This window comes from Psychrobacter sp. CX97 (assembly GCF_057396285.1).
In genome coordinates this window covers 1-12,469 of sequence record NZ_JBXYJE010000020.1, presented here as the reverse complement: position 1 = coordinate 12,469, position 12,469 = coordinate 1, and the positions used below count along the sequence as shown (strand labels likewise).

At 39.6% G+C, this 12,469-nt stretch carries 10 protein-coding genes; 5 read left to right on the top strand and 5 right to left on the bottom strand.

Annotation, left to right across the window (positions count from 1 at the left end; all coding sequences use genetic code 11):
* Positions 1 to 44: 44 nt before the first annotated feature.
* From AC2SLL_RS11875 to hflX, 3 genes are all read right to left on the bottom strand, one after another.
* Positions 45 to 749 carry an LrgB family protein gene (locus AC2SLL_RS11875; protein ID WP_486531898.1) on the bottom strand — a complete coding sequence of 235 codons (705 nt, stop codon included), beginning with the start codon at positions 747 to 749 and terminating at the stop codon, positions 45 to 47.
* 14 nt (positions 750 to 763) lie between these two features.
* Entirely contained in the window at positions 764 to 1,177 is a 414-nt protein-coding gene (locus AC2SLL_RS11870; protein ID WP_486531909.1) for a CidA/LrgA family protein, read from the bottom strand.
* A 703-nt stretch (positions 1,178 to 1,880) separates the two neighbouring features.
* The gene (hflX, locus tag AC2SLL_RS11865) at positions 1,881 to 3,323 is read right to left on the bottom strand and encodes a ribosome rescue GTPase HflX (RefSeq protein ID WP_486531897.1); all 1,443 of its coding nucleotides are present in this window, start codon (positions 3,321 to 3,323) and stop codon (positions 1,881 to 1,883) included.
* A 527-nt stretch (positions 3,324 to 3,850) separates the two neighbouring features.
* Between hflX and AC2SLL_RS11860 the strand changes: the two genes are divergently transcribed.
* A complete protein-coding gene (locus AC2SLL_RS11860) occupies positions 3,851 to 4,627 on the top strand; it encodes a lysophospholipid acyltransferase family protein (protein WP_486531896.1) in 777 nt (258 codons plus the stop codon).
* Positions 4,628 to 4,842: 215 nt separating this feature from the next.
* Here the strand turns inward: AC2SLL_RS11860 and AC2SLL_RS11855 are convergent, their stop codons facing one another.
* Together AC2SLL_RS11855 and fkpB are read right to left on the bottom strand one after the other, a co-directional pair.
* A complete protein-coding gene (locus tag AC2SLL_RS11855) occupies positions 4,843 to 5,883 on the bottom strand; it encodes an aldo/keto reductase (protein ID WP_486531895.1) in 1,041 nt (346 codons plus the stop codon).
* Positions 5,884 to 5,952: 69 nt separating this feature from the next.
* Positions 5,953 to 6,519: an FKBP-type peptidyl-prolyl cis-trans isomerase gene (gene fkpB / locus AC2SLL_RS11850; RefSeq protein WP_486531894.1), complete on the bottom strand. Its 567-nt coding sequence runs from the start codon at positions 6,517 to 6,519 to the stop codon at positions 5,953 to 5,955.
* Positions 6,520 to 7,263: 744 nt separating this feature from the next.
* Here fkpB and rpsL point away from each other — a divergent pair.
* The 4 genes from rpsL (at position 7,264) to tuf (ending at position 12,464) form a co-directional block, all read left to right on the top strand.
* The gene (gene rpsL, locus AC2SLL_RS11845) at positions 7,264 to 7,638 is read left to right on the top strand and encodes a 30S ribosomal protein S12 (protein ID WP_486531893.1); all 375 of its coding nucleotides are present in this window, start codon (positions 7,264 to 7,266) and stop codon (positions 7,636 to 7,638) included.
* Positions 7,639 to 7,806: 168 nt separating this feature from the next.
* Complete coding sequence (gene rpsG, locus AC2SLL_RS11840; protein ID WP_486531892.1) at positions 7,807 to 8,280, top strand: 30S ribosomal protein S7; 474 nt, start codon at positions 7,807 to 7,809, stop codon at positions 8,278 to 8,280.
* Between the two features lie 572 nt (positions 8,281 to 8,852).
* Positions 8,853 to 10,982 carry an elongation factor G gene (gene fusA / locus AC2SLL_RS11835; RefSeq protein ID WP_486531891.1) on the top strand — a complete coding sequence of 710 codons (2,130 nt, stop codon included), beginning with the start codon at positions 8,853 to 8,855 and terminating at the stop codon, positions 10,980 to 10,982.
* Between the two features lie 291 nt (positions 10,983 to 11,273).
* The gene (gene tuf, locus AC2SLL_RS11830; RefSeq protein ID WP_486531674.1) at positions 11,274 to 12,464 is read left to right on the top strand and encodes an elongation factor Tu; all 1,191 of its coding nucleotides are present in this window, start codon (positions 11,274 to 11,276) and stop codon (positions 12,462 to 12,464) included.
* Positions 12,465 to 12,469 lie beyond the last annotated feature (5 nt).

Here is a 12,469-nt window from a genome sequence, read left to right as displayed (position 1 = left end):
TTTTAAACATGTGCTGATAAGGCATTTGGTTATAAAAAGTGAGTTTATAAAAATGCCGCTAAAAATAGAGGTACCCACACAGCTGTCACTAGACCATTAACTGCCAGCCCGAATGCTGCATAACGACCCGCAGTGTGGCTAATTTGCCAGGCTTCAACCGTACCAAATGCATGAGCAGCCAGACCCAAAGCTAATCCTTTGGCTCTATCATCTTCTACATGCTTAAATAAGGTTTTAGCGACTGCTCCACCGAGTAGACCTGAAACAATAATAATTAAATTAGCCATTGCCAATGGTGCCTGAATGATTTCAGCAATGCTCAAACCAATTGGTGTGGTCACAGAGCGACTGGCAAACGCTAAAATAGTATCGTGACTTAATGAAAACCCATAAGCCATGCCCATAGGTAGAAGGGCGCCTATGACACTAGCGATAATCACGATTAGGGTTAGCTTTTTAACAGGTAAGTTTTTAAAGTTCATTGTGGCTATTGGGATAGCAAGTAAAACAGTCACATATCCCAATAAACGGTCAAATACAGGTTTAGAGACGGCATAATAGTTATTGTAATCCCAATTAAATATAAACAAGAAAGCATTAACCAAGACTAAGGCGGTAATAACCATAGGTAAGCCAGAAATACGCTTAGCCAAAATACGTGCAATAACGTGGGCAAAGAGCGTTAACAAAATTGCAGCGAATAGCACAGTATAAGTTGTGGAATTGGGCATCTGTACAATAGCGTTCATAGTAATGCCCCTCTCTATTGATTGTTATCTAAGGTGGAGTTAGAGGGGAGCTCATCATTATTATCTTGCCGCCCTAACCAAAGGTTTGCAAGTTTCGCCAGCCCCCATAGGGGTAGTAAGGTACTAACAACCATAGTAATTAGGATGCCCCAAAACTCGTTACCCAAGGCAAACAGCAATAAACCAGCGCCAGCGGAGACAGGTAAGAATGCAAACCCACTGTCTACTAACAATGTATTACTGGCCTGAGTGATCCACTGCGGCAGGCCAAAAATAAATCGCCAAATGAGTAGAATGATGAACATGGCTATCATGCCAACAATATTTGCGGCACTTGCATAGCCCAATGCCTGACAAACTAACACTGCACCCTCGCGTACCACAATAACCATAGCGAGTGTCAATAAAATAGCAAGAGACAGTGCCATAGGTTTTTTTGACTTTGATGGTTTGTCAGATGGCGTTGATTGTTGAGTATCTACAGAGTTATTTGAGCGGGTCGCATTCGTCATAACCCATCCTTAAAAGAGTGGTATATGTTTAAGATTAATGACAAAGTAAGTCCTATATCATAGTGATGCTTATTGAGCTTAGCAATAGTTATAGAGTAGTGAATGATTTAGTTTCGCGGTTATTCTGATAATTTATTGACTAATAATACAGTATGAGACACTACCATGGTGCTGTTATTATCCAGATCATTGGTTGAGACTTGCCTATATCAGGTTTTTATTGACTCCTCTTTAATAACCTTAATTATAGTCTTGATTATAATGCTCATTGAACTAGGGTATATCCTCATAATATAAAAGAAGATATACCCTAGTTTGTGCTTATCTGCTTTAAGATATTTCGTTTTATTGTGAATAGCGTGTTAATATGGATACTGCTTAAAGATCACTCAAAAAATATCGTAAAAAAGTACAGTGAGCAATTTTATTGCTCACTGCACTACTCAGGTTGAATGTTAAGTCAGGTTCAATGTTAAGAGGCAGATTGAATTTAAAGTGGGTGTTATTATAGAAGATAATAGTTTATCTAGCTCTTTATCTTTAAATGCTATTAGGTCTAATAATTTTTCTTCATTTGCCATTCGTTTTCAATCATTGTTAATAAATAGATAGTTGTAAGTTAATCTAGGCTAAGGTCTGTATCGCTGCCTTCGTCTACAATGCTAGGAGCATTATCTAAAATATTCTGAGGCAGGGTAGGTGCTGCTTTTTTAATTTGATCGGCATTTATTTTCTTTTCAAAAGGCTCTAGTATCGGCATCAATAACTGTGCCTGAGCTTTTGGTAACACCTCCAATGGGTCGATATTGGCTTGACCTAATAGCTGTTGTAGGGCTTCTTTAGGCAATCTAAGCGTAAGTAGTTCATGCCCTTCTTCATCATAACCTTCCTGCTCAACAACATCGAGTTTATAGAGTTCATTTTTGAGATTACCTGAATTAAAAGGTAGTGTCAGCTCAAAGGTGTGCAGTTTACCGGTTAATAGTTGCTGGACAGCGGTATGTAGCATGCTCACGCCAAGGTCTTCTTTGGCAGAAACATATACTCGGCTAGGAACTCCCGGTTTTATATAATTGATACGAACAGGCTCATCGGTCAAATCAATTTTATTATAAACATTAAGAATAGGCACATCATTACCAATTTCGGCCAGAACTTCTTTGACAGCGACAATCTGCTCATGCATATCTGGACTTGAAGAGTCAATAACATGAAGTAATAAATCTGCTTCAAGCGTTTCTTCCAAAGTAGCATGGAAAGATTCAACTAATTCATGGGGTAAGTGACGCACAAAACCAACGGTATCAACCAGTACCACACGCCCAACACCCTTCCAGTCTAAGCGTCTTAGTGTTGGATCTAGAGTGGCGAATAATTGGTCAGCTGCATAAATCTCTTCATCACATAATCTATTGAATAATGAAGATTTGCCTGCGTTAGTGTAGCCAACTAATGAGATAGTTAATACATCAGATTTTTTACGTTTGGAACGCCCTTGGGCACGAGTTTGCTTCACTTTATCGAGTCTGGATTTAAGTTGGTTAACTCTAACTCGTAGTAAGCGACGATCCGTCTCAAGTTGAGTTTCACCAGGCCCACGCAAGCCAATTCCCCCTTTCTGACGCTCTAAATGCGTCCAACCACGTACTAGGCGAGTTGCAAGATGATTAAGCTGCGCAAGTTCAACCTGTAGTTTACCTTCATATGTGCGGGCTCGTTGGGCAAATATGTCTAAAATAAGGCCGGTACGGTCTAACACACGGCACTGGCATATTGACTCCAAGTTTCGCTCTTGAGAGGGGCTTAAACTATGGTTAAAAATAACAATATCTGCATCATGCAGGCGCACTTGCTCAGCGATCTCTTCTGCCTTACCAGAGCCAACAAAATACTTAGCATCTGGTTTTAATCTTGAGCCACCAACGATGGCTAACTGATCAGCGCCGGCTGAATCTACCAGCAGTTTAAATTCTTCTAAGTCATCTGGATCCGCCAATTGTCTAATTTCTAAATGAACCAATATGGCACGTTCTCCACCTTTGTGTCTTTCAAAATACTCCAAAAATATTCACCTATTTTTCATGTTTTATGGGTTTATCTATTAATATAGATACTATTTAAATGGTGTTAGTAATATAAGCCCTCATTTTACAAATTGTACTTTACTGCATTGCAATTTAAAGTGCTGATTGGTATATCAAAGCAGGACGTACTGCCTAGAAACTTATAACTTATTAGTCTATTACCCTAATAGTTATATTAACATTTGCGTTTATCAAGCAAAGGGTCAAATAGACTCTAATTACTAAGCTTACTTACTAAGCTTAATTACTAAACCTAATTACTAAGATAGTTAAACAGTTAAACAGAAACTAAGCAGGTTATGCACTGTTATATTTTATTAAATCATTGTCTCTTTATGCAGGCTTTTTCAATTTATTAAAAGGGGTATTAAATAAATCGATACAAAAGTAATATAAAAATGAGTGAACGACTGGGAACTGAAATGCTTTTTTTGTTATACTTTTTTCTCAAAAAAATTTGCACCCGCAAAGAAATTATACGAATTAGTGCATTTGGAGATGTCAATTGTTTAAGGTTATCGGTAAGCCGTTTAAACGGGCTAAAGTTATTTCGGGTATCGCGGGTACTTTGATTGGAGGGTATAGGGCTGCTACTAAGATAGACGGTTGGAAAGAGCCACGCCGTGACATATTACCGAAGTATATTCAGGCTTTTTGTCGCAACGGTGCTGGGGCATTCGGGGTTAAAATAGTAGAAGTGGATCCTGTGCCAAAAACTCATGCTTTATGGGTATCAAACCATATTTCATGGATGGATATTCCGGTAATTGGTAGTGTTAGTCCTGCTTTTTTCTTATCCAAGGCTGAGGTTGTTAAAATGCCCGTTTTTGGGCCGCTCGCTAAAGTGGCAGGCACGTTATTTATTCAACGTGGGTCTGGAGATGCAGGGTCAGTTGCCTCGCAAATGGCAGAATTTTTGCAAAAAGGCTATTCGGTTGTATTCTTTCCTGAAGGAACAACGACTGACGGTACGAAAGTTAAGAGAGTTCATGGAAGATTGCTGCAAGCCTCTATTGATACAAATATTCCAATTCAACCGATAGTCATCTGTTATTTAAATGAGGAAGGACAGCTTGATGATCAAGTCCCTTATTTTGGTGGTATTGGTTTGAAAGAGAGCTTATTTAAAGTAATGGATAGCAAACCTATAACAGCATATGTTCTACCACTTGAGCCAATTTTACCTGAAGGGAAGACATTTCGTGACCTAGCTAAAATATTACAAGAACGTATGAATGATGGCTTAACAGATCTACATAGCCGTGTGGTTAAAAAACAATAGCCTCTCTTAACAATAGATTTAGTAAAAAAGCTTCAGTGAAAAAAGCTAAATGCTTAAGCGTTTTAAACTTAAAGCCCTGATCAAGACATTTGAAGCTTTTGACTTTTAACGCTTTAGTTGATGAGGTTATCTCAATATAAAATAAAACCTCACTTGATATAGGCAGCGAGGTTTTGCTTTTACGTAAGAAGCTGACAATACCGTATAAATATACGCTATGGTGAAGGATTGGGTTGCTGCTTATGAATGTCATCAATAGCATCTAATATATCTTGAGTTAATTCAATATTTATACTGTCAATATTGGCTTTAAGTTGTTCAATATTGGTCGCTCCAATAATGTTACTGGTTACGAAGTGACGTGAGTTAACAAAGGCCAGTGCCATTTGCGCCATGTTTAGGCCGGCCTCTTTAGCAATTTTGGCATATTGTTCAGTTGGCCATTGTGCCTCATCGGTAATGTAGCGTAAATAGTTGTCGTAAATGGTTAAGCGTGCCCCTTCAGGACGACAACCACCTAGGTATTTACCCGATAGCACCCCAAACCCCAGAGGAGAGTAGGCCAGTAGTCCAATATTTTCTCGATGCGATATTTCAGCCAACCCAATTTCATAGATACGGTTTAGAAGACTGTATGGGTTTTGAATCGTTATCGGAGCTTTTAAGCCATTTTTTTCAGCCTCCCATAAATAGCGCATAACGCCCCAAGGAGTGTCATTAGACAAACCGTAAGCTCTGATACGTCCTTTTTTAATTTCATTATTTAATGCTTCAATGGTTTCTAAAAAAGGCGTCAATTGGTTTAAATCTTGTTCCGCCATCTCTTGTGTATAGCCACGTTTGCCAAAGCAGTTGGTACGACGTTCTGGCCAATGTAGCTGGTAAATATCTATGTAATCAGTTTGTAATCGTTTGAGGTTGCCCTCTATTGCTTCACTAATATGTTTGGCGTTAAAACGAGTTTGACCTTCCCTTAAAAAACTTAAGGGAGATATTTTGCTGGCGAGAACGACATCTTTGCGTTTTTGAGTTTTGGCAAACCAAGTGCCCATAAAGCGTTCCGTATCTCCAATTTTTTCTTTGTCTACTGGAGAGGGGTACATCTCAGCAGTATCCCAAAAGTTAACCCCATTTTCTAGGGCAAAATCCATTTGTTGATGAGCGTCTGCTTCCGTGTTCTGTTGACCCCAATTCATAGTGCCTAGGCAGATCTTAGAAACGTTATCGCCTAATTGAGGTAAAGTGGTGTATTTCATATCACAATCCTATTTCTTAGTTACTGTCTATTTTAAAGTATAGACGAAAGCCTAGAGGAGTTGAAAAACCTACATAATTTGCAGGCCAGTTTGACCTGAGGGGGTTACTCTGAAAATCTGCACTTTAAACAAAATGGATTGGCCGGCTAAGGGATGGTTAAAATCAACCTCAATATCGTCTTCATTCACTTTACTGACAACCCCTGGCAAGGTGTTTTTTCCTTTATCTTCAAACTCCAGCATCATACCAACTTCTGGTTCAGCATGGGTCGTCACAAATTGAGCCTTACTGAAGATTTGCACATTGTCTGCATTCCACTCCCCAAATGCTTGTTCTGGTTTGAGATGAGATGTGCGCATATCGCCCGCACGTAAGTTGTTTAGCACCTTTTCAAACCCTGGTAGTAAACTACCATCGCCGATAGTGAGACTTACTGGCTCACTGCGCGTAAAAGTGGAATCAATAATAGTCCCATTTTCGAGCGAAACTTCGAAGTGCAGTACTACTTTACTCCCTGTGGTAATTCGGATGTCTTCACTTGGGGTTACAAAGTTAGTATCTTCATTATTAGAGGAAGGGGTACTAGTCAGAGAGTGGCTCTGCTGCTTTTCTAATTCATCTTTGTTGTCAGTCATATCAATATCGCTTATGGTTAAACAGTTACAAAAAATTTTGAACAATATTTTGTTGATTAAACTAAGTTTATCACAAACCTAATGATTCATAGGGTTATCAGGACATAAAGATATCTTACTATAAGGGTACTACTCTTTAGCCCTTGCTAATTAAAGTTTAAAATCAAACTTAAGTGTCCATCAAATAGATTTAAGTTGCTTTAAGCATAGAAGTAAATCTAGGAACACCTACAAATAAAACGGATAATAAGCAGTGCCCTTACCCCATTATGAAGAACTAGTTTGAACCTCACTTTAATGCAATTTAACGGTAATAAACTAGCCAAAATTTATATGAATATGTTATCGAGTGTCATGTATGATAGTTAATAATCGCATTAGTTAATATTAATTAACAGACTATTGATGATAGTGAGTAATTTTTCGGGATACCTTTTTATACGTTATACCAAATATGCATTCGTATCCGCTATTTCTAATATCAGTTAAATAAAAGTTTGTTTGTTGCTTATAATGCATATGAAATTATGAATAAGGGTTACAGCATATTTTAACCACAAAACAAAAGTATCATGCACTTGAATTTTTGAGTTAAAGTCTATAGAATGTAGTGTCCGAAAATTGGGGATGCCGAAGCTTAAAATAAGCATGTCGTTTTATTTAAAACTTAGAATATATGCCATTTTAAAGCTGAGGATGTAATGCCCATTTTTTTGTATTTAACAAACGGGAGAAGGATGCCTTATGGCAACAACTAACCAATTGATTCGAAAGGGTCGTAAAGTATTAAAGGAAAAGTCTGGCGTTCCTGCGCTACAAGCTTGTCCTCAACGCCGCGGTGTATGTACTCGTGTCTATACCACCACGCCTAAAAAACCAAACTCAGCCATGCGCAAAGTATGTCGAGTCCGTTTAACCTCAGGGTTCGAAGTATCGAGCTACATTGGTGGTGAAGGTCACAACTTACAAGAGCATAGTGTTGTACTAATCCGTGGTGGTCGTGTAAAAGACTTACCTGGCGTACGTTACCATACGGTTCGCGGTGCACTTGACTGTGCAGGCGTGAAAGACCGTAAGCAAGGTCGCTCAAAGTATGGTGCTAAGAAGCCAAAATCTTAATCAGCACATTAACTATTATTATGCATAGGTTTGGTGTGGCATTAGCTCACATACCACTATGCAGTAAGGCTGGCTGGTAACCTTTATTAGTAATAATGAATAAGTTAAATCATGACTAATGAATAGTGTTATGAATGCCAGACAACCCTGAAGACAAGGAAATTTATTATGCCAAGACGTCGCGTCGTCGCTACCCGTGAGATCCTTCCAGATCCTAAGTTTGGTAGCCAAACTATTGCTAAATTCATCAACCATGTAATGAGTCATGGTAAAAAATCTACTGCTGAACGTATTGTTTACGGTGCATTAGAATTGGTTGCTGAAAAGCGTAGCATTGAAGATCCAGTTGCATTCTTTGAAGAAGTGCTTGAAAACGTTCGCCCAATGGTTGAGGTTAAAGCTCGCCGTGTTGGTGGTGCTACGTATCAAGTTCCTATGGAAGTACGCCCCTCCCGTCGTACTGCTTTAGCAATGCGCTGGCTTGCTGAGGCTGCTGCTAAGCGTTCTGAGAAATCTATGGCACACCGTTTAGCCGGTGAGCTTGCTGATGCTCATGAAGGTAAAGGCGCTGCTATGAAAAAACGTGATGAAGTTCACCGTATGGCTGATGCTAACAAAGCGTTTTCTCATTATCGTTTTTAATTCGAAGCTTAATCAAATCTTAACTAAAGTTTTGATTAACAGTAAGTCTATGTGTTGCTTAGGTTTTGTTAACTAAGCAGCACATATTTAAGATCATTTTACAAAATTAGCTGTTGATAGTTTAGTATTAGCAGCCATCTTATCATTACATTACCAGTCGGTTTATTATCCTGCCTTTTTGGTAAACTGAATATTTCGGTGGTAATGTGAGTAGCTGAAACTTAAGTAGTTAAGATGTATATAGCAATGTAATAAGTAGCTAAGTAGCAATATAAGTAGCAATAAGAGTTAGGATATTAAGTGTAATTAAAGAGTTTGCGTAGATGAATAACTATCATATAGTTAAGCTGGCATTAAGTTAAGCTGGTTGACTTAGATAATCTGGCAAGACTACGAATAATGATAACGAGTCAGTACTTGATAATTCAGTGATTGACAATAAAGTTAGCCGGTTATCGTAGCTATTAATGCGGTCATAAAAACGTCATCCTAAAACGCTATTCTAATAAATTACATATTAATAAATCTTGATACGAAATAAATTTATAAAGACATTCCATTAGGAAACTATTATGGCACGAACAACCCCCCTAAACCGATATCGTAACATTGGTATTTCGGCCCACATTGATGCTGGTAAAACGACAACTACAGAACGTATTTTGTACTATACTGGCGTTAGTCACCAGATTGGTGAAGTGCACGATGGCGCAGCCACAATGGACTGGATGGAACAAGAGCAGGAACGTGGTATTACCATTACATCCGCTGCAACAACATGTTTCTGGTCTGGAATGGCTCAACAATTTCCTGAGCACCGCATCAATATCATTGACACCCCAGGTCACGTTGACTTCACGATCGAAGTAGAGCGGTCGATGCGTGTACTTGATGGTGCGTGTATGGTTTATTGTGCGGTTGGTGGTGTGCAGCCTCAGTCAGAAACGGTATGGCGCCAAGCTAACAAGTATAAAGTACCTCGCTTAGCTTTCGTGAACAAAATGGATCGTGTTGGTGCGGACTTCTATCGTGTCGTTGAGCAGGTTAAAACACGTCTTGGCGGCAATGCTGTACCGGTTGTTATTCCAATTGGTAAAGAAGATAACTTTGAAGGTGTGGTTGATCTAATCACGATGAAAGCTATCTATTGGGATTCTGAATCTCAAGGTATGAAATTTGAAGAGCGTGACGTTCCAGCTGAATTAATGGATAAAGCTATTGAATGGCGCAGTAACTTAGTTGAAACTGCTGCTGAAGCGAATGAAGAATTAATGAATAAATATCTTGAAGGCGAAGAGCTTTCAGATGATGAGATTTATTCGGCGATTCGTCAGCGTACAATTGATAACGAAATTATTCCAATGCTTTGTGGTACTGCCTTTAAAAACAAAGGCGTACAAAAAATGTTGGATGCTGTTATTCGCTATATGCCGGCACCTCCTGATGTTCCCGCTATCGCTGGTATCCTTAATGATAAGGATGAAACTGAAGGTACTCGTGAAGCGTCTGATGAAGCACCATTCGCTGCACTTGCATTTAAAGTTATGAATGACAAGTTCGTAGGTAATTTAACTTTCGTACGGGTTTATTCAGGTGTTATCAACCAAGGTGATAGCGTTTACAACCCTGTTAAGATGAAACGTGAACGTATTGGCCGTATCGTTGAGATGCATGCTAACTCTCAAAAGACACTTGAAGAAATACGTGCGGGCGACATCGCTGCTTTAGTTGGTATGAAAGATGTTGGTACGGGCGACACTTTGTGTGATGAAAAAGAAGCCATCACATTAGAGCGTATGGAGTTCCCAGATCCAGTTATTAGCCTTGCAGTTGAACCAAAAACCAAAGCTGACCAAGAAAAAATGTCTACAGCCCTTGGTCGTTTGGCAAAAGAAGATCCATCGTTCCGTGTGCATACTGATGAAGAGTCTGGTCAAACCATTATTAGCGGTATGGGTGAGCTTCACTTAGAAATTCTTGTTGACCGTATGAAGCGTGAATTTAAAGTAGAAGCTAACATTGGTGCACCGCAGGTTGCTTATCGTGAAACAATTCGTGCAACTGTTGAGCAAGAAGGTAAATTTGTTCGTCAGACAGGTGGTCGTGGTAAGTTCGGTCACGTTTGGTTAAAACTTGAGCCACTTGATCTTGATGGCGATGTAGATTATGAATTCGCTGAAGAGATTGTTGGTGGTGTTGTACCGAAAGAATTTCATGGTGCTGTTGATAAGGGTATTCAAGAGCGCATGAAGAATGGTATTTTAGCGGGTTATCCAATTGTTGGTGTTAAAGCCACATTGTATGACGGTTCTTATCATGACGTGGATTCTGATGAATTATCGTTCAAAATGGCAGGTTCTATTGCATTCAAGAAAGGCTTTATGAATGCTAATCCTGTCTTACTTGAGCCCCTTATGAAGGTGGAAGTTGAAACACCTGAAGAATATATGGGTGATATCATGGGCGATTTAAACCGTCGTCGTGGTATGGTTCAAGGTATGGATGACTTACCAGGTGGTACTAAACAAATTCGCGCTGAAGTTCCTTTAGCGGAAATGTTTGGTTATGCTACTAACCTTCGTTCGCAGTCTCAAGGCCGTGCTACATACTCAATGGAATTCCAGAAGTATGCAGAGACACCTAAGTCTGTCGCAGAAGAAATTATGAAAAAATTCAATGGTAAAGATGACGACGACTTGTAGTCACTAATTTTTAATATTGGCGAATGCGTATAATTTGAGTTACTTAAGTTCCTGATCTTAATGTATGATATTTAAATTGATTTATATTTTTATAGCTAATTAAGTATCAGGGGCTTGTTATTTAACCCTATTTTCTTATATTATTTGCCTCTACTTTTATATTTAGTAATACTTAGTTTTATAACTATTAAATCAAACAGACGTTTTTTAGTCTATTCAGTTCTAATCTATTTAAGAATTTGATTGCTAAAACTAGTCTCAATTATATTTAGATTTTAAGAGGACACACTCATGGCAAAGGCCAAGTTCGAACGAAACAAACCACACGTGAACGTAGGTACAATCGGCCACGTTGACCACGGTAAAACGACCCTAACAGCCGCTATAGCAACCGTAGCAGCAAAAACATCAGGCGGCGAAGCAAAAGACTACGCAGCTATTGACAGTGCCCCAGAAGAAAAAGCACGTGGTATCACAATTAACACCTCACACATCGAATATGACACAGAAGCACGTCACTACGCTCACGTAGACTGCCCAGGTCACGCCGACTACGTAAAAAACATGATTACCGGTGCAGCCCAAATGGACGGCGCAATTTTAGTCGTATCAGCCACAGACGGCCCAATGCCACAAACCCGTGAACATATCTTATTATCACGTCAGGTAGGCGTACCATACATTTTGGTCTTCATGAACAAATGTGACATGGTAGACGACGAAGAACTATTAGAACTAGTAGAAATGGAAGTACGTGAACTACTATCAGACTATGACTTCCCAGGCGATGATACCCCAATCATCAAAGGCTCAGCCCTAGAAGCCCTAAACGGTAGCGACGGCCCCTATGGCGAACCAGCCGTACTAGAACTACTCAATACCCTTGACACCTACATACCAGAACCAGAACGTGACGTAGATAAGCCATTCCTAATGCCTATCGAAGACGTATTCTCAATCTCAGGTCGTGGAACCGTAGTAACCGGACGTGTTGAATCAGGTATCGTAAAAGTAGGCGACGAGATTGAAATCGTTGGTATCAAAGACACTCAAAAAACCACCTGTACAGGTGTAGAGATGTTCCGTAAGCTACTAGACGAAGGTCGTGCAGGCGAGAACTGTGGTGTACTACTACGTGGTACTAAGCGAGAAGAAGTACAACGTGGTCAAGTACTAGCAAAACCAGGTTCAATCACACCGCATACCAAGTTTGACGCAGAAGTATACGTATTATCAAAAGAAGAAGGTGGTCGTCACACTCCATTCTTAAATGGATACCGTCCGCAGTTTTACTTCCGTACGACTGACGTAACTGGTGCCATTCAGTTAGAAGAAGGTACAGAGATGGTTATGCCAGGCGATAACGTAGAGATGGGCGTAGAGCTTATCCATCCAATCGCTATGGACAAAGGCTTACGCTTCGCTATCCGTGAAGGTGGCCGTACGGTTGGTGCTGGTGTTGTCTCTACTGTTAAAGACTAATAGTA